This window comes from Hydrogenophaga sp. (assembly GCF_030656115.1).
GTDB lineage: Bacteria > Pseudomonadota > Gammaproteobacteria > Burkholderiales > Burkholderiaceae_C > Hydrogenophaga.
Genome location: NZ_JAUSOO010000049.1, coordinates 1 through 21789, shown reverse-complemented (window position 1 = coordinate 21789; position 21789 = coordinate 1). Strand labels below are relative to the sequence as shown.

Below are 21789 nucleotides of genomic sequence, written 5' to 3'. Positions count from 1 at the left end.
TCAACCCAGCCACGGCACGCTCAGCGCTTGGGCAGGTGGTTCAATGGGTCCACCGGTTTGCCTTGGCGGCGCACCTCAAAATGCAGCTTCACCCGGTCAGCGTCGCTGCTGCCCATCTCGGCAATTTTCTGACCTTGCTTGACCGCCTGGTCTTCGCGCACCAGCAAGGCCTGGTTGTGGGCATAGGCCGTGAGGTAGGTGTTGTTGTGCTTCAAGATGATCAGGTTGCCGTAGCCGCGCAGCCCGGCACCGGCATACACCACACGGCCATCGGCCGCCGCCACCACCGGATCGCCCACGCGCCCTGCAATCGAAATACCTTTGTTCTTGGCATCGTCAAACGTGGCAACCACCGCGCCTTGTGCGGGCCAGACAAAGTTGATGTCCCCAGCGGCAGCCGGTTCGGGGGCTGGCGCAGGAACAGGCACAGGTGCAGGTGCAGGTGCGGCCGTGGTGCTGGCCGGCGCCAACGGGCGGGCCACCACACCGGGGGGTGAGACCGCTGATGTGGAAGCACCCAGCGGAGCGGCAGCGACCACCACCGGAGCACTGCTGACGGGAGGAACCACCCGAAGCACTTGGCCTACTTCGATCAGATGGGGGCTGCTCAGGTTGTTCCAGGCTTGCACGTCGCGCACGGCCTGACCGTTGTCCAGGGCAATGCGGTACAGCGTGTCGCCTGGCCGCACGGTGTAGTAACCCGGTTTGCCCGCATGTTCAGCACCCGGCAGTATCTTGACGGTGGGGCGTACCGCAGACCGGTCTTCCACCGGAGCGGGCTGGGCCAGCCGCTGCGTGGAGCAGCCTGCGGACACCAGCAAGGCGGCCAGCGCGGCCAGCACCACCCGACCCGCCCTGGACGAGCGGGCTGCAAACGGCATGCGATCCCGCAAAGGATTTGAAAATTGGTTCATGAAAGCTCCCACCTGTGAACACGGCGCGGCCAGTGGACACACCCAACAAAAAAATACGCCCAACCTACTGCAGGCAGAACATCATGCGACACCCGATTTTAGGGGCACGAAAAGAACCGTTTCGAGCACGGTGCGAACCACGCCCGTGGTGGTTTTGTCGATCACCACGAGGTGCTGACGGCCCGATTCGGCCATGGCCGGAGCCACCAGGCGCCCACCCACCGCCAGTTGGTCGATCCAGGCCTGGGGAATGTCGTTGCCCCCTGCAGCCGCAATGATGGCGGCATAGGGTGCCCCTTGGGCATACCCCAGCATGCCATCGCCCAACAGCAAGTGCAGATTGGACAGCCGAAACCAGCGAAGGTTCTCACGCGCACGGGTGTGCAAGCCACGCAGACGCTCAATGCTGTACACCTCATGTGACAAATGGCTGAGCAATGCGGCCTGGTAACCACAGCCGGTGCCGATTTCCAGCACCCGACCCAGCTTTTCGGTGCGGCCGTGGCACATCAGCTCCAGCATGCGGGCCACCACATTGGGTTTTGAAATCGTCTGGCCCAGGCCAATGGGCAGGCTGGTGTCTTCATAGGCCTGACTGGCGAGCGCCGAGTCCACAAAACGGTGGCGCTCCACCGTTTGCAGCGCAGCCAGCACCGCCGGGTGTGCCAAGCCTTGTGCTTGCAGCTTGCGAACCATGGCAGCGCGCACCGCTTGCAGGTCAGGGCCGTGGCCGATGGTCACCACCGGGCGTTGAACGCTGGCCTGTGGCGGCTTCGCGCCCGCGGGCTCGGCCCCAACGGATGACGCAGGCTTGAACGCCGAAGCCCCCAGAGATTTGCCCACCACGGGTTGAACGCTGGGTGCCAGCTTGGCCGGAAAACCCGGCCGTGGGCGGGCCGGTGGGGATGCGTCCGGCAGGTGGCGCTTCATGCAGGCGCTCCGGTGCAGGGCGGCGTCTCACCGGGTGCCGACAAATGGGCTGCGGTGGGCGCCCAGTAAGGCAGACGCTCATGGTCCGTCAAGTCCACCTGCAGCGGCGTGATGGTGGCGTAGCCCTGGGCCGCGGCATGAAAGTCGGTGCCCTCGGCATCGTCTTTGGCAGCTCCGGCGCTGCCAATCCAGTACATGGTGTCACCGCGTGGATTGACCTGCGAAATCACCTGTTCTGCCGCATGGCGGCGCCCCAGGCGGGCCACCTTGAAGCCCTTGATGTCGACCAGCGGGCGGTTGGGAATGTTCACATTGAGCAACCAAGGCTGGCCGCGCTGGGCCGCCTCGGGCAACGAAGGCATGAGCTGCGTGACCAACTGGGCGGCTTTTTGCGCCGCCGCGTCCAGGTGGGCCCAGCCCTTTTCGGTCTGGGAAAACGCAATGGCCGGAATGCCGAAAAGGTAACCCTCCATGGCAGCACCCACAGTACCGGAATAAATGGTGTCGTCGCCCATGTTGGCGCCGTTGTTGATGCCTGACACCACCAAGTCGGGTCTGTAACCCAGCAAGCCGGTCAGTGCAATGTGCACGCAGTCGGCCGGTGTGCCGTTCACGTAACGAAACCCGTTGGGGGCCGTGTGCACATACAAGGGCGAATGCAGCGTGAGCGCATTGGACTTGGCGCTGTTGTTGTGCTCGGGTGCCACCACCTCCACCTGCACACCGGGCAAAGCCTTGATGGCTTCATAAAGGGCCACGATGCCGGGCGCCTGGTATCCATCGTCGTTGGAGATGAGTATGTTCATGCGCCTGATTTTAGGTGCTGGCGCCTCTGAGAAAACGGTGCAGCAAGCGAACACCCCCGGCGTCACACGAGGGACATGCACAGGGCTTTCCCGCTGGGCCAGCACCCACCTGCGTGCCTATCATGGGCCGCTTTGAACGAACCAACGAGGAACCCCCATGCAAGCCTGGCTGTGCGAAAACCCTGTGGGCGTCGAAGCCCTGACCTGGAAAGAACTGCCCACCCCCGAGCCCAAGGCGGGCGAGGTGCTGATCGAGATCCAGGCGGCCAGCCTGAACTTTCCCGACCTGCTGATCGTGCAGAACAAATACCAGATGAAGCCCGCCCTGCCCTTTGTGCCAGGCTCGGAATACGCGGGTGTGGTGCGCGCCGTGGGCGAGGGTGTGAAACACCTGCAGGTGGGCCAGAGCGTGGCCTGCCTCAGTGGCACCGGCGGTTTTGGCACCCACACGCTGGCGCCCGCAGCGCTGTGCATGCCGCTGCCGGCCGGCTTCCCCGCAGTGGACGCGGCGGCCTTCATCATGATTTACGCCACCTCGTGGCACGCCCTTATGGACCGCGCGGCCCTGAAAGCCGGCGAAACCGTGCTGGTGCTGGGCGCTGCAGGTGGTGTGGGCACGGCAGCCATTCAGATTGCCAAGGCGGCAGGCGCGCGGGTGATTGCCGCGGCATCGAGCGACGAAAAATGCGAACTCTGCCGCCAGCTGGGGGCTGATGCCACCATCAACTACAGCGTGCACACGCCCAAGGAAGGTTTGCGCGACGCCATCAAGGCGGCCACCGACGGCAAAGGCCCCGACGTGATTTACGACCCGGTGGGCGGCGATTTTGCCGAACCCGCGTTCCGCTCCATCGCCTGGCGTGGGCGCTACCTGGTGGTGGGCTTTGCCAGCGGCCCCATTCCCAGCCTGCCGCTGAACCTCACCCTGCTCAAGGGCGCCAGCATCGTCGGCGTGTTCTGGGGCGACTTTGCCCGGCGCGAACCCAAGGCCAACGCCGACATGATGCAAACGCTGGCGACCCTGTATGGCCAAGGAAAGATCAAACCCGTGATCGACCAGACCCTGCCCATGAGCGAGCTGCCCCAGGCCTACGCCATCATGGGTTCGCGCTCGGTCAAGGGCAAGCTGGTGATGGTGAACTGAACAAACCACGCCAGAAAACAGCCGCGTCTCAAGTCAAACGGCCTCCAGCGCCATCACCGCCGTGGCGGTGTTGGAAATCGGTATGTGGTAGTTGCTGTGCACGCGGCGCACCTTGGGGGCTGCGGCCGTGAGGGCTGCCCGCATGGCCAGCCACTGCAGCAGCTCCACGCCCTGGGTGCCGGCTTTTTCCACGATCTCGTGGATGCTGAACTGCGTGGCCCACTCCGGGTTGCTCTCCAGGCTGTCGATGAACTGCAGGTCAAACGCCTTGTTGATGAAGCCGGCGCGTTCACCGTCCAATTGGTGGCTCAAGCCGCCAGAGGCGATCACCGCGACCTTCTTGTTGCTGTCCCAGGAACGAATGGCCTCGCCCACCGCTTTGCCCATGGCGTAAACCCGGCTCGCCTTGGGCAGCGGAAACTGCACGGTGTTGATGCACACCGGCACCACGGTCACCGGGCAATCGCCCTCGGGCCAAAACAGCTTGAGGGGCAGCGTGCAGGCGTGGTCCACCAGCATTTCCTGGCAGGTGACGATGTCAAATTCTTTGTCCACCAAGGTGTTGATGATGTGCCAGGACAGGTCCAGCTCGCCCTTGAACGGCGGCAACGTGGGGATGCCCCAGCCTTCGTCGGCGTTGCAGTATTGCGGTGCGGCACCCACGGCAAAGGTGGGCATCTTGTCCAGAAAGAAGTTCAGGCCGTGGTCGTTGTAAAACATCACCACCACGTCGGGCCTGGTCTCACCCAGCCATGCGCGAATGGGCGGGAAACCGTCAAAGAACGGCTTCCAGTAGGGGTCTTGCTGCAAGCCCTTGTGGATCGCGCCGCCGATGGCGGGAATGTGGGACGTGCCGAGGCCGCCGATGAGTTGTGCCATGTGAATCTGCTCCTGCTTATGAATGGTTGGCCGCGACCAGCTTGGCCTTGAACTGCTCTTTGGTCATGCCGGTCTGTTGCGCGCCGATGTCCTGCATGTCCAGTCCGAAAATGCCAGCGAACTTGGCCAGGTAGTAGGCGTTGCCGCCGGCCGCGATCAGGGCCAGCACCTGCTTGGAGCGGATGGCCTCGGCCTGCTCGTTGTTCAGGCCGTACTGCTGCATGTAAGCCTCGGGATCGGCCACGAACGCATCGCGGTTGGCTTGGTGATTGAAAGAGAAGCACATTTTGTTCAGGGCGTAGCCTTTTTGGGCCATGTCGCCGTCAAACGGCGTGGTGCCGGGAATGGTTTTTCTCACGGGGGTCTCCTGCGTGGGGTGGATTGACGTGTGTCAAGTCGCGAGTATTCCCAGACCATTGCCAAAGATAAACAGATGAATGATCATCAGACACATGAATGATTTCGATTGGTCAGACCTGGATGCCCGCCTGCTGCAACTGCTGGTGGCGGTGGTCGAGGCGGGCAGCATCACCGGCGCGGCGCAGTCGCTGGGGGTCACGCAGTCGGCCGTGAGCCACCAGCTCGACAAGCTGCGCCGCATCACCGGCGACGCGCTGTTCGTGAAAAGCGGGCGCGGCATCGTGGCCACGGCGCGGGCGGGCGAGCTGGCGGTGCAGGCGCGCGAACTGCTGCGCCAGCTGCAGGGTTTTGCCCACACCGGCGCCTTCGACCCTGCGCGCTGGCAAACCACGGTCACCATCGCCGCCAACGACTTCCAGCGCGACGTGCTGCTGCCCGCGCTCGCGCGGGTGCTGCGTGAGCAGGCGCCCGGTGTGGCGCTGCGCGTCATTCCGTCGGACATCCCGAGCCTGGAGATGCTGCGCGATGGCGTGTGCGACATCGCCATCAGCCCGCGCCCGCCCGAAGGCAGCGACATCGTGCAGAAACGCATCTTCGAAGACCGCTACTGCGTCTATTACGACGCGGCGGTGCGCGAGGCGCCGGCCACGCTGGCCGACTACCTCGCCGCCGACCACATCACCGTGGTCTACGAACCGAAACGCACGCTCTACCTCGACCGCACCCTCGCCGCGCAAGGCGTGCACCGGCGCTTTGCCGTCATGGTGCCCGGCTTCGGTGGCCTGCCCGCCTTCCTGCGCGGCAGCCCGCTGCTGGCCACGGCGCCTGCCCTGCTGCACGACAGCTTCATGCGCGAGTTCGCCCGCGCCGAGGTGCCCACACCCTGCCCCACGCTGCCCATGTACATGATCTGGCACCGGCGCCACCAGGACGACGCGGCCCACCGCTGGCTGCGCGAACGGCTCGACGCGCTGGCGCCGGGCGCCGCGGCCAGGGCACCCAGCGTTGATCAGTTTTCCATGGCACCGGAGCGCCACCCCGACGCATGAAACGGTGCAACCCAGGGCACCGCCGGGCCGGCTTGGCCGGACGGCCAGTGCGCCTTGCAGGCCGCAGCCTCGCCGGAGGTGAGGCTTCTTCGGGCCGTCCAAGCCTGCGCAGGCAGGCTTGGAGCCGCGGCCCTCAGCTCCCTTGGGGGTGACGCGAAGCGGCGCAGGGGGGGGAGCACTTCACGCCACCGGCGGGCGCTGCGCCTCGCGCCAGCGCTGCGGGCTCAGGCCCGTGCGGCGTTTGAAGAAGCGCGAAAAATAGGCCGGGTCTTCAAAGCCCAGCTCCAGCGCCAGGCTGGCCGCGGGCGCGGCGATGTACACCAGCCGCCGGCAAGCCTCGCGCGTGAGGCGCTCGTGCACCAGCTCCAGCGCGCTGCGCCCGCTGCCCGCGCGCGCCAGGCGGTTGAGCCGCTGCGTGGACAACCCCAGCCGCGAGGCGTAGCGCTCCAGCGGCCAGTGCTCCAGAAAATGCTGCTCCACCAGCAGCAGAAAGCGCGTGAACAGCGCCTGGTGCTGGTGGGCGCGCTCGCCGCCTTCGCGCTGGCCCTGCTCGCTCGCGCGGGCCAGGCGCCAGACCACGGCACGCGCCAGCCACTGCACCACCGGCGCGTCGGCCGAGCCGGGCAAGGCGAACTCGGCGGCCAGCTCGCCGAGCTGCACGCTCAGGCGCTCGGCCTCACCATCGTCGGGTGAAAAATGCAAGACCCCCGGCGCCGAGAAAAGCGCACGGAACGCCTCCCCCACCGCCTGGAACTCGCCCTCCACCAGAAAACGGGCGCTGAGCGTGAGCACGCGGCCATCGGTCTCGGGCGCGAAGACAAAGCCGTGCACCACGCCCGGCGGCACCACGATGGCCGCCGGCCCGGCCACCGATGCGCGCCATTCGTCCAGCACCACCTCGGCCGAACCCCTTTGCAGCCAGAGGATCTGGTACAGGCCCTGGTGCACGTGGGGCTCGATCTCCCAGTGGTAGAGCCGGCTGCGCGACTGCACGTCTTCGATGTGCAGCATCTCCTGGCCGGGCGTGGCCGCCTCGCCATAGAGCGCAAAACGCGGAATGGCCGCTGGCTGGCCGCGCGATGACCGGGTGCGTGGCGGGGAGTCGTTCGCTTGAGGCATGGCGGAACACCTTGATCCAAAAGTACAAGAATTATCCCTGCTAAATGCAGTGCCAATGCGCGCCGGGAAGCCTACAGTTCAACCCGGTTCCACCCACAGGAGACAAAAGCCATGAGCTTCCATTTCGACCCGTACTCGCCGGCCGTTGACGCCGACCCCTTTCCTTATTACAAGCAGCTGCGCGACGAGCAGCCCTGCTTCTGGAGCGAAGAAGCCCAGATGTGGATCCTCTCGCGTTATGCGGACATCGTCTCCGCCGGCCAGGACTGGCAGACCTACTCCAGCGCCAGCGGCAACCTCATGACCGAGTTGCCCGGCCGCGCTGGCGCCACGCTCGGCAGCTCCGACCCACCGAAACACGACCGCCTGCGCGGCCTGATCCAGCACGCGTTCATGAAGCGCAACCTGCTGGCGCTCGAAGAGCCCATCCGCGATGTGGCCAAACAGGTGTTCGGCCAGCTGAAAGATGTGAAGCAATTCGACTTCAAGGAAGTTTCGTCGCAGTTCACCGTCAAGGTGCTGATGGCCGCGCTGGGCCTGCCCATGGGCGACGAGGCCATCGTGGACGAGCAGATCGTGCGCGACAACGCCGTGCTCATGGTGCAGAGCGACGCCCGCACCCGCGCCAAGGGCCCGGAGCACATCGCCGCCTACAACTGGATGCAGGAATACGCCGCCAAGGTCATCGCGATGCGCCGCGCCGAACCGCGCAACGACCTGATCAGCAACTTCGCGCTGGCCGAGATCGACGGCGACCGGCTGGACGACCGCGAGGTGCTGCTGACCACCACCACGCTGATCATGGCCGGCGTCGAATCGCTCGGCGGCTTCATGATGATGTTCGCCTACAACCTCGCCACGTTTGACGAAGCCCGCAAGGCCGTGGTGGCCAACCCCGAGCTGCTGCCCGACGCGATCGAAGAAAGCCTGCGCTTCAACACCTCGGCCCAACGCTTCCGCCGCCGCCTGATGAAAGACGTGACCCTGCACGGCCAGACCATGAAGGAAGGCGACTTCGTCTGCCTGGCCTACGGCAGCGGCAACCGCGACGAGCGCCAATACCCCAACCCCGACGTGTACGACATCACCCGCAAGCCGCGCGGCCACCTCGGTTTCGGTGGTGGTGTGCACGCCTGCCTCGGCACGGCCATCGCGCGCCTGGCGGTGAAGATCGCCTTCGACGAGTTCCACAAGGTGGTGCCCGACTACCGCCGCGTGGCCGACCAGTTGCCCTGGATGCCCTCCAGCACCTTCCGCAGCCCGCTGGTGCTCGAACTCAGAGCCGCTTAAGCTGCATCCCATCATCGCGCTGCCTGCCACCGGGCAGCGCCTTTCTGTTTTCTGGAGACACCATGGCGAACATCACCTTCATCGAGGCCAACGGCCAATCCACCACCCTCAACCTGGCCGACGGCTGGAGCCTGATGCAGGGCGCCACCGCCAACGGCGTGGACGGCATCGTCGGCGAATGCGGCGGCTCTTGCGCCTGCGCCACCTGCCATTGCTATGTGGACGACCTGCTGGCCGGCGTGCTGCCCCCGCCCACACAGGGCGAACTGGACATGCTGGAGAACGTGGTCGCCGAGCGCCGCCCCAACAGCCGCCTGGCCTGCCAGATCAAGGCCAGCCCCGCGCTGGAAGGCGGCGTGGTGCACCTGCCGGAGTGCCAGGAATGAGCGCAGACACCACGGCCGGCATCGTCATCGTCGGCGCGGGTCAGGCCGGCGTGATGACGGCCGAAGCCCTGCGCACCGGTGGCTTCGAAGGTCCCATCACGGTGCTGGGCGACGAACCCCACGGCCCCTACCACCGCCCGCCGCTCTCCAAAGCCTGGATGGCCGGCGAAATCGAAGCGGCCCAGCTGGTGATGCGCGCGCCCGAGATGCTGGCGCGCAAGAACATCGCGCTGCGCACCGGCGTGAACGTCAAGGCCATCGACCGCAGCGCGAAAACCGTGATCCTTGGCGAAGGCAGCACCCTGCCCTACGCCGGCCTGGTGCTCGCCACCGGCAGCACGCCACGCGCCCTGCCCCTGCCCGGCGGCGACGCGCCCGGTGTGCTGGCCCTGCGCACGCGCGACGACGCCAGCGCCATCGCCGACCGACTGGCCGCGTGCATCGAACAGCAGCGCCCGGTGGTGGTCATCGGCGGTGGCTTCATCGGCCTCGAAGTGGCGGCCACCGCGCGCAAGAAGGGCCTGACCGTCACCGTGCTCGAAGCCGCGCCGCGCCTGCTCGGCCGCGTGCTCGCGCCGGTGCTGAGCGACTGGTACGCCGAGCTGCACCGCGGCCACGGCGTGCAGCTGGTGCTGGGCGCGCAGGTCGCCGCCATCGAAGCCGACGCCCAAGGTGTGACTGGCGTCAAGCTCGCCGACGGCAGCGTCGTGCCTGCAGGTCTCGTAGTGGTCGGCATCGGCGTCAGCGCCAATCACCAGCTCGCGCAAGCCGCTGGCCTTGAATGCGACCGCGGCATCGTGGTCGACGCCTGCGGCCGCACCAGCGACCCTTCAATCGTGGCCGCCGGCGACTGCACCGCGCGCCGCCTGGCCGACGGCAACTTGCTGCGGCTCGAATCGGTGCAGAACGCCACCGAACAGGGCAAGAGCGCCGCCGCCGCGCTGCTCGGGCAGGACCGCCCCTTCACCGCCACGCCCTGGTTCTGGAGCGACCAGTACGACAAGAAGCTGCAGATGGCCGGCCTCTCCATGGGCGCAGACGGCTGGGCCGTGCGCGGCGACATGGCCGCCGGCAGCTTCACCGTGTATCACTTCAAGGGCGACCGACTCATCGCCGCCGACAGCGTCAACGCCAGCAAAGACCACTTGCTGGTACGCAAGCTGCTGGATGCGGGTGTCTCGCCCACGCGCGAACAGGCGGGCGATGTGGCGTTTGATCTGGCGAGTCTGCTGGTGAAGTGAGCGGCTGCGCGAGGCTCAGGCCTCACGTGCCATCACGCACCATCACCACCAGCTCGGCGTAGCCGGTGGCGGCATCCAGATCGCGCTTGAACGCCCATTCGGGCAACAGCGCCAGCAACACCTCGGCCGTGGTCCGCACCCGGCAACCCGGCGCCACGTGACCGCCAAACACCTCACCCGTGGCAGCCGCCACGGCCATGTGCAAATGCGAGTGGCCAAGCACGGCATCACCCGTGGCACCCACGCCCACCGTGCCACACAGGCTCAGGATTTCCGAATCCCCACAGATACACAGCGGCTCGTCCGCCCCGGCGAAGCGGATGCGTGCATCCACCAGACTACCGATGCCCGACAGCACGAACGCGGCCTGGAAGCCTTGGGCGCGCACGGCGGCTTCGAGCGCTTCGCGCAGGTCCTGGCCGGGGGTGAGGCGGATGGGGAGGGTTTTCATGCATCTGTACCGTTCAACTTGCTCAGGCCTCTTCGACCACATCAGCGCCCAGGTCGCCTGCGATCAACTTGAACTGTTCCAGCGCCGCCTGCAGGTCTTCCACGATCTCCTGCGCGATCACGGCGGGCGCTGGCAAGTTGTCGCTGTCGGCCAGCGAATCGTCTTTCAACCAGAAGATGTCGAGGCTCGCCTTGTCGCGCGCCACGATGTCGTCAAAGCTGTAGGCGCGCCAACGGCCTTCGGGCTGCTCCGCGCTCCAGGTGGCTTCGCGCTGGTTGCGGTTGGCCGCGTTGTAGAGGCTCACGAACTCTTCAAGGTCTTCGCGTTTGAGCGGGTTGGTCTTGAGCGTGAAGCGCTTGTTGGTGCGCAGGTCGTAGATCCAGAGCTTCTTCGTCCAGGGCGTTTCGCTGGCCGGCTTCTTGTCGAAGAACAGCACATTGGCCTTCACGCCCTGCGCGTAAAACAAACCCGTGGGCAGGCGCAGCAGCGTGTGCAGGTCGCATTCCTGCAGCAGGCGGCGGCGAATGGTTTCGCCCGCCCCACCTTCAAACAGCACGTTGTCGGGCAGCACCACCGCCGCGCGGCCGTGCGTGGCCAGCAGCGTCTTGATGTGCTGCACAAAGTTGAGCTGCTTGTTGCTCGTGGTGGCCCAGAAATCGTCGCGCTCGATGATGTCTTTTTCGGTGCTGGTGCGGCCGTCTTCGCCCACGATCACCGTGCTGCTCTTCTTGCCAAACGGCGGGTTGGCCAGCACCACGTCAAAGCGCGCGCCGGGGTCCGAACCCAGCGCATCGCCCACCACCACCGGCACCGACTTTTCAGACCCGATGCCGTGCAGCATCAGGTTCATGGCGCACACCCTCGCCGTGGCCTGCACCAGCTCGTAGCCGGTGAAGGCCTTCTCTTTCAGGTGCCGCAGCTGGTCGCGCGTCAGGTTCTTGTGGTGTGCGGTGATGTGGTTGTGCGCGGTGAACAGAAAGCCGCCCGTGCCACAGGCCGGGTCGCAAATGGTCTCGCCCGGCTGCGGTGCGATGCAGTCCACCATGGCCTGGATGAGCGCACGCGGCGTGAAGTACTGGCCGGCACCGCTCTTGGTGTCTTGCGCGTTGCGCTCCAGCAGGCCCTCGTAGGCATCGCCCTTCACATCCGCGCCCAGGATGGTCCAGGTCTCGGTGTCGATCAGGTCCGCCACCACGCGGCGCAGCTTGGCCGGGTCTTGAAACTTGTTTTGCGCCTTGGCAAAAATCAGCCCCAGCGTGCCCCGCTCCATGCCCAGCCGCTCCAGCGTGTGGCGGTAGTGGTCAAACAGCGCGTCGCCGTCACGCGCCAGCAACTCGGGCCAGCCGTAGCCCGCCGGCACGATGCTCGGCTGGTTGTGCGGCGGCTGGCTGCGCTCGTGCGCCATCTTCAGGAACAGCAGGTAGGTCAGCTGCTCCACGTAGTCGCCATAGCTCATGCCGTCATCGCGCAGCACGTTGCAGTAGTTCCAGAGCTTCTGGACGAGGGAGTGGGTGTTGGTGTTCATGTCGGTTTCAACCCTTCGGAGCGGGCTTGGGTGGTCTTGGCGTATGGGGGTCGAGAATGGCAGCCAGCCTGTCCATGGCCATGCCCCGTTCTCGGGCGCGGCCGACGCGCAATGCATCGAAGAGGGCCAGCATCTCATAGAGCTTGCCGTCCTGAATGGCCGCAAACGGTACGTTGGGGTGCAAGGGCTCTATGCCCAGTCCACGGACCTGCCCGTTCGGGTGAGGCCACACGTAGTCGTTGGAGCCAGGTGCAAACACGCCGGCAAATGCGGGGGCGCTGTGGCTGGTGGGAACGCCCACAGTCATTGGCGTCCGGTCGGGCACAAAAACGAATCGCGCGCCGTGAATGACGAACTCTGCAAGAAAGCGGTCGTGTGGGCGCACCGGGTTGCCAGAGGCATTTGCCTGCGGTCCCCTGCGCCGACGTTGCATCACTGGGTAAATATCCTGGCTTAGCAGCACTGCACGAGTCGCCTCATCTGCCGGGTACGCTGCCACGTTCTCCAGCAACAAGCTGGATCGCAGACACCGCTGCACACCCGCGTGCGCCTCGGACGCGCTCAACCCCAGTTCTTTGGCCAGCCGTGCATAGGTCCACCGCTCGCTGCCGAGGGCAACCAGCTTGAGCGCAAGCAGCAAGTCTTGGGGTTTAAGCAGCATTGATCTTTATTCGCGAATTGCGAATTGCGAATTATTGCAACCGAAAGATGGCCGGACAACGCCGACCATGCATTTTTTTCAGTGCTCAGGGGCGCAACCCTTGCTCTCAGTTCCTTGCGAAATCCAGCAAGCGCTGGTTTTGCCCCAGGCCCGCCACTTCAACATTCAGCCCTCGCAGCTCCGCCAGCACTTCTTCCCGTGCACGGGCGCGCAAACCTGTGGCCTTGGCGTCGTCGTCCACCGCAAAAAGCACGTGCTCAGGCAAAAGCCCACGCTTGCGCAACTGCGTCACGCGCAATACCCACTGCCCGCCGTGGTCAATGATCCGCGCCGGGTCAGGCTGGCTCAGTGTCAGAGCCTTGATGACCTTCACCGGCGTCTCGCCGTCCATCTGGACGAAAGGAAACTGCGCGTGGTATTCCTCATTGCCCACGCGCGCAGGTTGAAAGCGCTTGGCCAGATCAGCCGCCTTGAGCACCTGGCGAACATTGCGCTCCAACACCTGCTCACGGTACTCGCGCGTCACGAAATTGCGCTCCACGTAGTAGCCGAACAGATCGTTGAGCTTGGCCTCCGGGTCGCTGGCGAGCACGACCCGCCCCTCGCCGAACCGCACCAGGCTGGCGCGCGGCTTGATCAGCTCCGACCACATGGCCCAAGTGGCCGACACATCCAGCGTCTTCAAACGCCGGTCGGTACCCATGGTCTTGAAAGCAGTGCTCACCCGCACCAGCTCTTCCCGCAGATCGCGCATGAAGGCGCGATAAGAGGCCACTTCCATCTGTTCAAAGAAGTTGGTGATCCGGCTCGTGCGGTTGCCGAGCAGCCGGAAGCCAAAGTAGCGCCCGTCTGGCGCGAACAAGACCACGCCGACATTGGCAAACTCTTCGGTCTCCACGAAGGGCATGAAGAGCACGATCGCGTAATGGCATGCGGTTTTCATGGTGTGAGGTTCCAGAAGGTCTGATCGTCCTGACAACGCTCCAGCGTCGTCACAAACTCCGGCAGGTTCCATGCAGCCTGCACGGTCTGCTCGGCATCTGCGAAATGCCAAGCTTCGGGAATGTTAGCGCACACCCCCTCCAACGAGTGGAGAGCCGCTACAAATCCTTGCCGAACCTGTTCTCGCGCCACCCAGTCAGAGGCAAGCAGCTTGAGGTCGTCGGCGAAAACGTGGGAATCCAGAAATGCCTCGACATTGAACCCGATTTCAAACGCCAGGTTGTGGTCGAACACCACCACTTCTCCACCGTGCTCACCCTGGCGCCACAGCAGATTGGGGTTCCCCCCCAGCGCCGAAAGTGTCCGGTCCGCATTGTGAATCCACCAGTCAAACGCCACGATCAGCGCCCGCTGCTGCGGGGGAACGTGCGTTGTCATGCTCCATGCAAAATCCCCGGCCTCCACCCTTAGCGACGCGAACGCCACACCGGGCACCAGGTCCCTCAACCATGGCCCCATCCTGCGGTCACACAGCGCCTCGGGAACCTCGACCAGGTGAAACACGGGAATCGGCAGGCCCACTTCTTTCGCGAGATGGGCGGCCAACCACTCCGCCACCAGCTCGCGCTTGGGCAGCGCGCCACTCTTGACGAAATACACCTGCCCATCGTCTGCACGACACAAGTAAGGCGCTGTCTGGCCCTGCTCAGCCCGCTTGATCACTTCTTCAATGACGATCATGTGCTCGCCTCCGCCGTCTGCAGTTCCTTCAGCGTCCGCCCCTTCGCATCCCTCCAGGTCAGGCGTCCGTTGGTGCAGCCACCCAGCACGATGTCTGACGCCGACGACGGCGCGGAAAACACATAGTCCTGTGTGAACCGCAAGGCGTCCCCCTCATCCACCAGCACCCCGTTCTTGAGCAGGTCGTCCCGAACCTCGCAAGCACCAGCCATCTGGGTGAAACTGGCCGTCACAGCCTTCACCGCCTGCGAACCCGCCTTCACAACAAAACCCTGGCTGGACTCGTACCCCGTGGCCTCCACACCTTTGCCATTGCAGTAAAGCAAGGCAGGCACCGCAGACCCGGGCCCACCGGCCGTCAACACCGATACCGCGGCCGCCGGCGCGGACTCAAACGCATGCACCCCCAGCACCGGCAGCATGCCCAGCATGTGGCTGAGAAACACCTCCATGTCGGCCCGGTCGGCCTCGCTCAGGGTGGGTTCGCCAGGCGAGTTGCCGTTGTCCAGCGGCACGCGCTTGGCCGCGCGGGCCAGCGCGATCAGCCGCGCTTCCAGAAACTGCACATGCGCCTTGTTCAGCAGCCCGCCCACCGCCACAAAGCCGATGGCGCGGGTCCAAAAGTCTTTCTTCGACTGGTGGTCTTGCAGGCGCGGGAGGATCGGATCGCCCTCGCCCACGTAGAGCAGTTCGCCCTCGCCGTCTGGCCGCGGACCGAGCAACAAGTACACCCCGGTCTGCTGCAGCTCGGGCCGGGCCTTCACCTGCGGCAGCAAGGCCCGCGGGAACACCACGGCGCGGGCGCTGGCGTTGAAGCGCTCGACGATGCGCAGACCGTCGGGGTCGCCGTCGGCGACGAAGATGCGGAGGGAGAAAGGGGTGCTCATGCTGTTCATTCAGGTGCCTTGGCGACCGTGCGATACGCTTGATCGGGGCGGTTGGGTACATCGGGGAAGCGCAGTTCCAACAGATGTTTTTTCACCATCCCGCCGAGGATGCGACTTTGCAGGTTCTCCGCATCACGGCTGAGCAGCAGAGCAAGCTCCTTGGAAGTCAGCCAACGCGCCTCACACAGCAGCAAGACCAGACCCTCCATTTCAGCCACTGGCAGCTTCTTTTTGTTTCGCGCGGGCTCAGCCAATGACAGGAGTTCAGGCTGCAAATGAGGGGAGCTACCCGCCAAATGAGGGGAGTCCCCAGCCCATTGGGGGGAGTCTTGGGGGGAGTTCCCCGCCAAATGAGGGGAGTCCTCCGCCACCCGGTAGCTGGCCCAACGGCGCTGGTTCTGCTGCGTCAGCAGGCCATCGCGCACCAACCCTTGCAACACGCCGGTGATGTCTTTCGAGTGCTCCCCGGTGATTTCCTGCATGCGGCCATTGGTCACGCCGCCTTCCACCTGCGCCGTCACCACCGCCTGCACCGCCGTTTTGTCCAGCTGGGCAAACCGGTCGCCAAAGCGCAGGCGCAGCGCCTTTTCCACCTCGTCGGGAATCAAGCTGACCATCGGCAGCACCAGCTTCACGCGGTCAGGCTGCAAAGCGGGCACGCCCTCCCACACCAAACCGGCGGTTTTTTCGGCCACACCCAGCACGATGGTGCCGCCCTGCGTGTTGGCAAACGCGGAATACGACTCCCAGAAACTGCCCGGCAACCCGCCCCGCGCCGATTTGAATTCGGTGTCGATGCCCTCGGTGCTGGACTGGAGGGCGGAGAACAGGTCAAGTTGGCGCATGGTGGCTCACAAAAAATTCACCCCGGACTGCTGCAACTCGGGCCGAGCCTTCACCTGCGGCAGCAAGGCCCGCGGGAACACCACGGCGCGGGCGCTGGCGTTGAAGCGCTCGACGATGCGCAGACCGTCGGGGTCGCCGTCGGCGACGAAGATGCGGAGGGAGAAAGGGGACTGCATAAGTGGTTCAACGCCATGCATGTTCTTTGTTCAACAAAGCGTTTAGCAAAAAAACAAAGCTCAAGTGCTTGAATTTAAAAGACTTTCTGGGTGCGCTTGCCACAAGCGCTTTGTTAGGTTTCCCTGATCATTGTTTTTCCGGCGCCAACAGTACCCACTTGGAAACCTGCCGGGTTCCCACGTTTTGAATCCGCTTACCAGACAGAGAGGTCAGCAGGTTATGAACCTTGGAAGCCTTTTGCTGGGTACTCAGAACCTCAGGCAACTTGTCCAGCAGCAGTTTGTCGATGTCTTCCCGCGACACTGGCTGGTGTTCGCGCACCAGGTCCACGATCAGGTCACGGTAGTAGCGGTTGTCAAAGCCCCGGTTGCGAATGTGCCGAGCCTTGTCACCGGTGGCGGCCGACACGCTCCCGGCGACCAGAAGATTGGGGTAGCGGCCTTCCACCAGCTTGGCCGCCTTCAGCCGCTTAGCTTGTGGGTCGTAGCGGTTGGCTTTGAACTCCAGCCACTCGGTCTCGCGAGGCTCGGCTCTCAGGCGGTCCAGCAAAGCGGACAGGTCGGCATTGCTCATGGCTGGAAAAGCGAACGATGGTCAAGGATGCGCAAATGATCCAGAAATCCGCGCAGGTGCGCCTTCAGCATCAAGCACCAACCTGCTGCTGCGGCGGACTCGGGCCGGGCCTTCACCTGCGGCAGCAAGGCCCGCGGGAACACCACGGCGCGGGCGCTGGCGTTGAAGCGCTCGACGATGCGCAAGCCGTCGGGGTCGCCGTCGGCGACGAAGATTCGGAGGGAGAAAGGGGTCACAAATCAAAGCACCAAAGTTGTAAGTTACTACCGTTGAATGACCTTGAAGTCAGCCGGCAAGATGCCCGTCGATAGCTTGAAAGATTGGTCCACCCAATTCTTCATGTCATCCTTGGAAAACTTGCTACTGAGCCATCCAAAGTCGTAATCAAAATCGCCCGCCTCGACTAGCCATTGCCGGGTGAACTCGTACATAGTTACCCAAGCATAGAAGTCGTCCACCAGGCTCTGTAACTTTGACTCATCCACGCCTTTAAGCAATCGAGGAAAGACATCAAGGTCATCTGCCTTATTTAGAAACAACGCCTCGTGCTCATTGAAAAGACGCAAAACTGCTGCCGGGTCTGCGATACGTTGATCCGTAGTCATACACATCCCGGGCCAGCAGAAGAAATGCGGGAAATCCAACTTGTCTTTCTGAAACTGCACAAAGCGCGATAGCAAAACGCGGATTGGATAGTTCCCGAGTTGGAAATCAAATGTCTTTGCCTCTGCAGCCAATTCAATCCAGGCTTCATGTCCTACTGACCAGTCCACAATGGTTTCCGCCAGAGTACGTGGACTCGGGCTCAACAAAACAGCACTGAGCGATTCACTGACTCGCCAGTAATCATCTGCGCTGTAGTCAATAATTGATCCGAGGATTTCCTTGCCTTTACTTTTCGCAATGCGACAAAGAAACATGAAACGCCAACCTGGATCTGTTGACCAAATTAACGCTGAAGGATCAGTCATCGGCAGGAAGAGCCCCTCAGATGGCGAAAGCGAGAGGTCGCAAATCAACAAGAAAAGCCCTACCAATGGATCTTCAATTGTTTCGGGCCACTCTTTATTAACCAACTGCAAGAAGGTATTGAAAGCATGAACGTAGACCCCATTGAGCATCCCTAACTCCCTCAGGTCCTGCCACCTCAACTCTCGACCGGATCCACAATACAAGTATTGAATTTGCGTAAACCTAGCCTGCCCTTCAAAAATGTGTTTCAAACCAAGCATCGGGACTTTAATCGGAGATCCCCGATAGAAACCCTCTTCTTTCGCTTCACGCAAGGAGTCCATAGCAGACTCCCAATCCTTGGGATGCGGAAGAACTTGATAGTTAGGATCGAGTGTTGCACCGATAAGCCAACTGGTAGCGCCAATAGCCATTTGGTAGGAGTGCCCGACGCTGTGGAAATAGGCATGACCGGCTACTGACTCGACCTGACCGACAGGGTCCAATGCGAGCCTTCGGAAAAACTCCAAATCGTGCCAATTATTCAGCACAGCATTCAGTGCTCCATCTTGCTTGTCGTCGTCGAGTAATTGCTCAGCAAGCAGTGTTAATGGCTTGACTGGGCCAAAGCGCCCCAAGAGCTCATCTAAATGGCGTCGATTCAAGTGTGCATGCGCGGGCTGCAGAAAACTGAGCATCAGTCCCGCCGTTGTACCAATGTGCTGCCACCAGTGAACAGTCTCATGGAGGTAGGTTGAGAAGGCTTGTACTTCCTCAAAGGTGCGAACGTGTTTGAAGTCCAGATTATCTCCGAAAGGTTCAAGAGCCAAATGAACATCACGGCGCAGTCGCACTACAAAATCCAACGTGTTGTATGAGCCACGAGCATTAAGATCGCCACCGTGACCACTCGCGTGGCTTTCAACTTCGTCGAATGAAGTAAGCAGGCTTCGTTTCAATTGCACAGGCATACTTAACCCTTACGCAGATATGGCGAACGCCTTTACCAACGTCGCCTGACGTAACGTCTGAGCGCGCTGGAAGTTGGCATCGACTTCGCGATCCACTCCTCGAAGAATCGACAGGATTCGATCCAACTCTTCAACAATGCGCCTCTGCTCTGCAAGCGGTGGCGTGGGTACTGCCACCGCCTGCAGCACTTCCAAATTGATGTTCTTCTGGGCCGTCGCTGAAGCAAAACGGTCCAGGTTTTCTTTCGCGGTCCGAATGAAAACCTCGACGTATTCGGTCGTTATCGGCCCTTGATCGGCAATGAACCCCACCACGCTGTCCGGAAAACAGGCCTTCATCTGCAATATTCCTGTCTCGGCAATGTTGGCGGCAATCGTGATGCAGAGCGTTCCTGTCGGTCACAGACGACTTTGCTGTAAGCCGGCTTCGCTGTAGGTCTGCGAAAACTCGGCAATAGAGCCATCAGATCGGCGCACGTCACCGGTCTGGATGAAGGGGTAGGGGCCGCCATACAGTGACTTGTCATCACGTGGTCGGTGCTTGGACTTGCCTCGATTCAGTTCACCAATTTGAGGAAGCGTGGCCCATGTCCATCCTTCGGGCACCTCGGGCAGCTCTTGCGACTTAGGCCCCTCTGGCTCCTTGTACTTGCCGCGCCCCGCCCATCCGCTGCGCCGCGTTTCGAGGATGCGTTGCAGGAGTTTTTCGCCGGTTTCGTAGCTACGGCCCTCGCGGTGGGCGAGGCTGGCTTCGGTTTCTACGAGGCGGCCTTCGACGGCAGCTTTGAGGATGGCGGCTTTGTAGCGTTTGAGGTTGGCCTTGACGCGCTGGAGGTTGGCGACGGCTTCGTCGAGGCGGGAGAACTGCTTTTCGATTTCGGCGACGATTTCGACCTGCTGCTCGGGCGGCGCAACAGGCACTGGAATCTTGTTCATCATCGACTGGCTCAGCTTGGGCTGCGCTGTGCCGGTCACGTATGGCGAAAGGTCGATGGAGTTGATGTAGTACGCCAGGTAGGCGTTTGAATAACCAGGCTTGCAGCGCAAGACATGCGCATGGTTGTTGACCCAGATCTTTCCCGTCGCCTGGAAAGCAATCGGTTTAGAGCGAGTCAACAAATTGGCGCCGTCTTCGCCAATCAAAACGAACTCGCCATCGTGGGTGTGACCGTCAATCGAGTCGATGACGCCCGACGCGCCGTAGTAGGGAAAGTCACCACGCCGCGCTTCCCTTTCCCTTTGGGAAACCGGAATACGACGACCATCGAGGTTTTCAACGTATTTTCCGAGTTGAATCCATTGCCAACCTTTGGCGAGGGGACGGGACATCACCTCAGCAGCCTGACCATCACTCACGCCGCCAACTCCCGATTCAGCGTCTCAATCACCTGCGGCAGCTCGGCCCCAAAAAGCTGGAGCACCTTGCCCAGTCCGCCTTCCTGTTCAAAGGGGGCGCAGCTGAAGTCTTCGATGTTTAGCCGCAAGTTGGCGGCGATGGGGTCGCGGATCATTTTTTGCCTTTGGCTTGTTCGTCCAGCAGCGCCTGGCCTTGCGCGGTCAGGCGGTATTTCTGTTGTGGGCTGCGGGGGGATTGGGGGTGGGTCATTTCCAGCCAGCCGTCTTGTATCAGGGGCTGAATGACTTGGTGCCTGAACTTGGTGCGGTCGCTGCGCTTGGCCACTTGCATCAGCTCGGTCAAAGCCACGCCGTTGCTGGCTTTGGCGAGGATTCTGACTTGGTCCCTGCTTGGTGCCAGCTTGGTGCCGCCGCTGGGTGCGGCTGGAGGCAACTCGCCCCCAACAGCCCCCCCTTGGGGCCGCCACAGGGTCAGCACAAACTGCCCGCCGTCTTGCCGAAACGCCGGTGTGGCCAGGCCCGCCTGGGCACACAGGTCAATCATGTCCAGCGTGCCGGTGCCTGCTTTTTCGATGTAGCGGGCCAGAAACAGGGGCTCGGCCATGCGCGGGTTGCGGGGAATGGACGCGTGCGGGCAGCGCAGGTTGTCCACCGTTAAACCACGCTATTCAGTAGCGCATGAACATCCGCAAGTAAAGGTGCGAGGTCATCTTCAATCGCGCCCCAGACGATAGCCGGATCAATGATGTCGTAACCATGAATCAACACATCGCGAAAAGCGATGATGCGGCGGTAGTCGGTGATGCGGGCAGCAGTGGCTAGGTCGTCTTTTTCGAGTCGGCGCATGGCCTCGCCGATGATTTCAAAATTGCGCTCCACCGCATGACGCAGCACGCGGTTGTGCTGGAACTCCTGGAGCGTCAAACCCTGGGTTTCCACCCTGACAAACTCCGCCGCACTGCGGATGTCTTCAAGCAGCTTGGGGGCGCGGGGCTGCATAGACGGGTTGGCGTGACTGGTTCACTGCAGCAATGAAATATGGGTTGCTTAGCGCAGCGGTGGATACCAGATCCACCTTACGGTCAAAAAGCTTTTCCAGCGACTCCTGTAGCTCGAAGTAACGGTGAAAGAGGTTGCGTCGGTCTTCGGCGCTAAAGGTCACCAGAAAGTCAATATCGCTACGCGCCGGGTCAAACGCGCCGTCTGCCGCCGAACCGAAAACCTCTAGGCTTTGCACGCCAAGGCGGCCGCATAGCGTGGCGACTTCAGGACGGTGTTGTTCGATAAGGCTGATCATGGTGTTTTCTCGCTGGAATTATGCCGCCAACTCCCGATTCAATTGCTCAATGACCTTGGGCAGTTCCGCGCCAAAGAGCTGGTGCACCTTACCCAGCCCGCCTTCTTGTTCAAAGGGGGCGTAGCTGAAGTCTTCAATGTCGATGCCAAGGTTGGCGGCGATGTGGTCGCGGATCATTTCTAGCCAGTGGAGTTGGTCGGGGGTGAAGGGGGGATGCGGGGGCGGGGAGCCGGGGGAGCCCTCACCCCGGCCCTCTCCCCGAGGGAGAGGGGGGGAATTCGGGGATGGAGATT

Annotated in this window: 29 protein-coding genes; 5 read left to right on the top strand and 24 right to left on the bottom strand. The window is 62.8% G+C overall.

What is annotated here, in order from left to right; genetic code table 11:
* Nucleotides 1–20: 20 nt before the first annotated feature.
* From Q7J58_RS07000 to surE, 3 genes are all read right to left on the bottom strand, one after another.
* A complete protein-coding gene (locus Q7J58_RS07000) occupies nt 21–881 on the bottom strand; it encodes a peptidoglycan DD-metalloendopeptidase family protein (RefSeq protein WP_304825387.1) in 861 nt (286 codons plus the stop codon).
* A gap of 114 nt (nt 882–995) precedes the next feature.
* Nucleotides 996–1844, bottom strand: coding sequence for a protein-L-isoaspartate(D-aspartate) O-methyltransferase (locus tag Q7J58_RS06995; protein ID WP_304825333.1), 849 nt, complete (start codon nt 1842–1844; stop codon nt 996–998).
* Nucleotides 1841–2650: a 5'/3'-nucleotidase SurE gene (gene surE / locus Q7J58_RS06990; RefSeq protein WP_304825330.1), complete on the bottom strand. Its 810-nt coding sequence runs from the start codon at nt 2648–2650 to the stop codon at nt 1841–1843. Before surE ends, Q7J58_RS06995 begins: the two co-directional genes overlap by 4 nt.
* Before the next feature lie 157 nt (nt 2651–2807).
* Here surE and Q7J58_RS06985 point away from each other — a divergent pair, with 157 nt between their 5' ends.
* A complete protein-coding gene (locus Q7J58_RS06985; RefSeq protein ID WP_304825327.1) occupies nt 2808–3794 on the top strand; it encodes an NADPH:quinone oxidoreductase family protein in 987 nt (328 codons plus the stop codon).
* Nucleotides 3795–3827: 33 nt separating this feature from the next.
* Here Q7J58_RS06985 and Q7J58_RS06980 read toward each other — a convergent pair whose 3' ends face one another.
* Both Q7J58_RS06980 and Q7J58_RS06975 read right to left on the bottom strand, forming a co-directional pair.
* Nucleotides 3828–4673: a class III extradiol dioxygenase family protein gene (locus tag Q7J58_RS06980; protein WP_304825324.1), complete on the bottom strand. Its 846-nt coding sequence runs from the start codon at nt 4671–4673 to the stop codon at nt 3828–3830.
* 16 nt (nt 4674–4689) lie between these two features.
* A complete protein-coding gene (locus Q7J58_RS06975; protein WP_336623478.1) occupies nt 4690–5031 on the bottom strand; it encodes a protocatechuate 4,5-dioxygenase subunit alpha in 342 nt (113 codons plus the stop codon).
* A gap of 94 nt (nt 5032–5125) precedes the next feature.
* Here Q7J58_RS06975 and Q7J58_RS06970 point away from each other — a divergent pair, with 94 nt between their 5' ends.
* A complete protein-coding gene (locus Q7J58_RS06970) occupies nt 5126–6082 on the top strand; it encodes a LysR family transcriptional regulator (protein ID WP_304825322.1) in 957 nt (318 codons plus the stop codon).
* Nucleotides 6083–6262: 180 nt separating this feature from the next.
* Here Q7J58_RS06970 and Q7J58_RS06965 read toward each other — a convergent pair whose 3' ends face one another.
* A complete protein-coding gene (locus tag Q7J58_RS06965) occupies nt 6263–7201 on the bottom strand; it encodes a helix-turn-helix domain-containing protein (RefSeq protein WP_304825319.1) in 939 nt (312 codons plus the stop codon).
* 111 nt (nt 7202–7312) lie between these two features.
* Here Q7J58_RS06965 and Q7J58_RS06960 point away from each other — a divergent pair, with 111 nt between their 5' ends.
* From Q7J58_RS06960 to Q7J58_RS06950, 3 genes are all read left to right on the top strand, one after another.
* Complete coding sequence (locus Q7J58_RS06960; RefSeq protein WP_304825317.1) at nt 7313–8491, top strand: cytochrome P450; 1179 nt, start codon at nt 7313–7315, stop codon at nt 8489–8491.
* Nucleotides 8492–8553: 62 nt separating this feature from the next.
* Nucleotides 8554–8877 (top strand): 2Fe-2S iron-sulfur cluster-binding protein, encoded by a 324-nt coding sequence (locus Q7J58_RS06955; RefSeq protein ID WP_304825314.1) that lies wholly within the window; start codon nt 8554–8556, stop codon nt 8875–8877.
* Nucleotides 8874–10118: an FAD-dependent oxidoreductase gene (locus Q7J58_RS06950; RefSeq protein ID WP_304825312.1), complete on the top strand. Its 1245-nt coding sequence runs from the start codon at nt 8874–8876 to the stop codon at nt 10116–10118. The genes Q7J58_RS06955 and Q7J58_RS06950 overlap by 4 nt, the downstream gene beginning before the upstream one ends.
* A gap of 22 nt (nt 10119–10140) precedes the next feature.
* On the opposite strand, the gene Q7J58_RS06945 is transcribed toward Q7J58_RS06950, so the two are convergent.
* From Q7J58_RS06945 to Q7J58_RS06860, 18 genes are all read right to left on the bottom strand, one after another.
* The gene (locus tag Q7J58_RS06945) at nt 10141–10569 is read right to left on the bottom strand and encodes a PPC domain-containing DNA-binding protein (protein WP_304825310.1); all 429 of its coding nucleotides are present in this window, start codon (nt 10567–10569) and stop codon (nt 10141–10143) included.
* Nucleotides 10570–10591: 22 nt separating this feature from the next.
* Nucleotides 10592–12094, bottom strand: coding sequence for a class I SAM-dependent DNA methyltransferase (locus Q7J58_RS06940; RefSeq protein WP_304825307.1), 1503 nt, complete (start codon nt 12092–12094; stop codon nt 10592–10594).
* 7 nt (nt 12095–12101) lie between these two features.
* A complete protein-coding gene (locus tag Q7J58_RS06935; RefSeq protein ID WP_304825305.1) occupies nt 12102–12755 on the bottom strand; it encodes a hypothetical protein in 654 nt (217 codons plus the stop codon).
* A gap of 106 nt (nt 12756–12861) precedes the next feature.
* The gene (locus Q7J58_RS06930) at nt 12862–13698 is read right to left on the bottom strand and encodes a DUF3037 domain-containing protein (protein ID WP_304825302.1); all 837 of its coding nucleotides are present in this window, start codon (nt 13696–13698) and stop codon (nt 12862–12864) included.
* Nucleotides 13695–14438, bottom strand: a complete 744-nt coding sequence (locus tag Q7J58_RS06925; protein ID WP_304825299.1) for a HipA family kinase — start codon at nt 14436–14438, stop codon at nt 13695–13697. Before Q7J58_RS06925 ends, Q7J58_RS06930 begins: the two co-directional genes overlap by 4 nt.
* Nucleotides 14435–15325 (bottom strand): GIY-YIG nuclease family protein, encoded by an 891-nt coding sequence (locus Q7J58_RS06920; RefSeq protein ID WP_304825296.1) that lies wholly within the window; start codon nt 15323–15325, stop codon nt 14435–14437. Before Q7J58_RS06920 ends, Q7J58_RS06925 begins: the two co-directional genes overlap by 4 nt.
* A gap of 5 nt (nt 15326–15330) precedes the next feature.
* On the bottom strand, nt 15331–16170 hold the full coding sequence (locus tag Q7J58_RS06915) for an ATP-binding protein (RefSeq protein ID WP_304825294.1): 840 nt from the start codon (nt 16168–16170) through the stop codon (nt 15331–15333).
* Nucleotides 16171–16176: 6 nt separating this feature from the next.
* Nucleotides 16177–16347, bottom strand: a complete 171-nt coding sequence (locus Q7J58_RS06910; RefSeq protein ID WP_304825292.1) for a hypothetical protein — start codon at nt 16345–16347, stop codon at nt 16177–16179.
* 127 nt (nt 16348–16474) lie between these two features.
* Complete coding sequence (locus Q7J58_RS06905; protein WP_304825289.1) at nt 16475–16921, bottom strand: hypothetical protein; 447 nt, start codon at nt 16919–16921, stop codon at nt 16475–16477.
* Entirely contained in the window at nt 16918–17157 is a 240-nt protein-coding gene (locus tag Q7J58_RS06900; protein ID WP_304825286.1) for a hypothetical protein, read from the bottom strand. Before Q7J58_RS06900 ends, Q7J58_RS06905 begins: the two co-directional genes overlap by 4 nt.
* Nucleotides 17158–17184: 27 nt before the next feature.
* Complete coding sequence (locus Q7J58_RS06895; RefSeq protein ID WP_304825284.1) at nt 17185–18843, bottom strand: hypothetical protein; 1659 nt, start codon at nt 18841–18843, stop codon at nt 17185–17187.
* 9 nt (nt 18844–18852) lie between these two features.
* On the bottom strand, nt 18853–19224 hold the full coding sequence (locus Q7J58_RS06890) for a restriction endonuclease subunit S (RefSeq protein ID WP_304825381.1): 372 nt from the start codon (nt 19222–19224) through the stop codon (nt 18853–18855).
* 18 nt (nt 19225–19242) lie between these two features.
* Nucleotides 19243–20199, bottom strand: a complete 957-nt coding sequence (locus tag Q7J58_RS06885; RefSeq protein WP_304825281.1) for a restriction endonuclease subunit S — start codon at nt 20197–20199, stop codon at nt 19243–19245.
* Nucleotides 20196–20354, bottom strand: a complete 159-nt coding sequence (locus Q7J58_RS06880) for a type I restriction-modification enzyme R subunit C-terminal domain-containing protein (RefSeq protein WP_304825278.1) — start codon at nt 20352–20354, stop codon at nt 20196–20198. The genes Q7J58_RS06885 and Q7J58_RS06880 overlap by 4 nt, the downstream gene beginning before the upstream one ends.
* Complete coding sequence (locus Q7J58_RS06875) at nt 20351–20803, bottom strand: hypothetical protein (RefSeq protein WP_304825277.1); 453 nt, start codon at nt 20801–20803, stop codon at nt 20351–20353. Before Q7J58_RS06875 ends, Q7J58_RS06880 begins: the two co-directional genes overlap by 4 nt.
* Before the next feature lie 50 nt (nt 20804–20853).
* On the bottom strand, nt 20854–21198 hold the full coding sequence (locus Q7J58_RS06870; RefSeq protein WP_304825275.1) for a HepT-like ribonuclease domain-containing protein: 345 nt from the start codon (nt 21196–21198) through the stop codon (nt 20854–20856).
* Nucleotides 21170–21496 (bottom strand): nucleotidyltransferase domain-containing protein, encoded by a 327-nt coding sequence (locus Q7J58_RS06865; RefSeq protein WP_304825274.1) that lies wholly within the window; start codon nt 21494–21496, stop codon nt 21170–21172. Before Q7J58_RS06865 ends, Q7J58_RS06870 begins: the two co-directional genes overlap by 29 nt.
* An 18-nt stretch (nt 21497–21514) precedes the next feature.
* Nucleotides 21515–21789 (bottom strand): type I restriction-modification enzyme R subunit C-terminal domain-containing protein (locus Q7J58_RS06860; protein WP_304825272.1); only part of this gene is annotated, 275 nt, incomplete at its 5' end.

Coding starts and splice junctions, on each gene's coding strand:
- Q7J58_RS07000 (WP_304825387.1), bottom strand. CDS start 881: ATGCCGTTTGCAGCCCGCTCGTCCAGGGCGGGTCGGGTGGTGCTGGCC.
- Q7J58_RS06995 (WP_304825333.1), bottom strand. CDS start 1,844: ATGAAGCGCCACCTGCCGGACGCATCCCCACCGGCCCGCCCACGGCCG.
- surE (WP_304825330.1), bottom strand. CDS start 2,650: ATGAACATACTCATCTCCAACGACGATGGATACCAGGCGCCCGGCATC.
- Q7J58_RS06985 (WP_304825327.1), top strand. CDS start 2,808: ATGCAAGCCTGGCTGTGCGAAAACCCTGTGGGCGTCGAAGCCCTGACC.
- Q7J58_RS06980 (WP_304825324.1), bottom strand. CDS start 4,673: ATGGCACAACTCATCGGCGGCCTCGGCACGTCCCACATTCCCGCCATC.
- Q7J58_RS06970 (WP_304825322.1), top strand. CDS start 5,126: ATGAATGATTTCGATTGGTCAGACCTGGATGCCCGCCTGCTGCAACTG.
- Q7J58_RS06965 (WP_304825319.1), bottom strand. CDS start 7,201: ATGCCTCAAGCGAACGACTCCCCGCCACGCACCCGGTCATCGCGCGGC.
- Q7J58_RS06960 (WP_304825317.1), top strand. CDS start 7,313: ATGAGCTTCCATTTCGACCCGTACTCGCCGGCCGTTGACGCCGACCCC.
- Q7J58_RS06955 (WP_304825314.1), top strand. CDS start 8,554: ATGGCGAACATCACCTTCATCGAGGCCAACGGCCAATCCACCACCCTC.
- Q7J58_RS06950 (WP_304825312.1), top strand. CDS start 8,874: ATGAGCGCAGACACCACGGCCGGCATCGTCATCGTCGGCGCGGGTCAG.
- Q7J58_RS06945 (WP_304825310.1), bottom strand. CDS start 10,569: ATGAAAACCCTCCCCATCCGCCTCACCCCCGGCCAGGACCTGCGCGAA.
- Q7J58_RS06940 (WP_304825307.1), bottom strand. CDS start 12,094: ATGAACACCAACACCCACTCCCTCGTCCAGAAGCTCTGGAACTACTGC.
- Q7J58_RS06935 (WP_304825305.1), bottom strand. CDS start 12,755: ATGCTGCTTAAACCCCAAGACTTGCTGCTTGCGCTCAAGCTGGTTGCC.
- Q7J58_RS06930 (WP_304825302.1), bottom strand. CDS start 13,698: ATGAAAACCGCATGCCATTACGCGATCGTGCTCTTCATGCCCTTCGTG.
- Q7J58_RS06925 (WP_304825299.1), bottom strand. CDS start 14,438: ATGATCGTCATTGAAGAAGTGATCAAGCGGGCTGAGCAGGGCCAGACA.
- Q7J58_RS06920 (WP_304825296.1), bottom strand. CDS start 15,325: ATGAGCACCCCTTTCTCCCTCCGCATCTTCGTCGCCGACGGCGACCCC.
- Q7J58_RS06915 (WP_304825294.1), bottom strand. CDS start 16,170: ATGCGCCAACTTGACCTGTTCTCCGCCCTCCAGTCCAGCACCGAGGGC.
- Q7J58_RS06910 (WP_304825292.1), bottom strand. CDS start 16,347: ATGCAGTCCCCTTTCTCCCTCCGCATCTTCGTCGCCGACGGCGACCCC.
- Q7J58_RS06905 (WP_304825289.1), bottom strand. CDS start 16,921: ATGAGCAATGCCGACCTGTCCGCTTTGCTGGACCGCCTGAGAGCCGAG.
- Q7J58_RS06895 (WP_304825284.1), bottom strand. CDS start 18,843: ATGCCTGTGCAATTGAAACGAAGCCTGCTTACTTCATTCGACGAAGTT.
- Q7J58_RS06880 (WP_304825278.1), bottom strand. CDS start 20,354: ATGATCCGCGACCCCATCGCCGCCAACTTGCGGCTAAACATCGAAGAC.
- Q7J58_RS06875 (WP_304825277.1), bottom strand. CDS start 20,803: ATGGCCGAGCCCCTGTTTCTGGCCCGCTACATCGAAAAAGCAGGCACC.
- Q7J58_RS06870 (WP_304825275.1), bottom strand. CDS start 21,198: ATGCAGCCCCGCGCCCCCAAGCTGCTTGAAGACATCCGCAGTGCGGCG.
- Q7J58_RS06865 (WP_304825274.1), bottom strand. CDS start 21,496: ATGATCAGCCTTATCGAACAACACCGTCCTGAAGTCGCCACGCTATGC.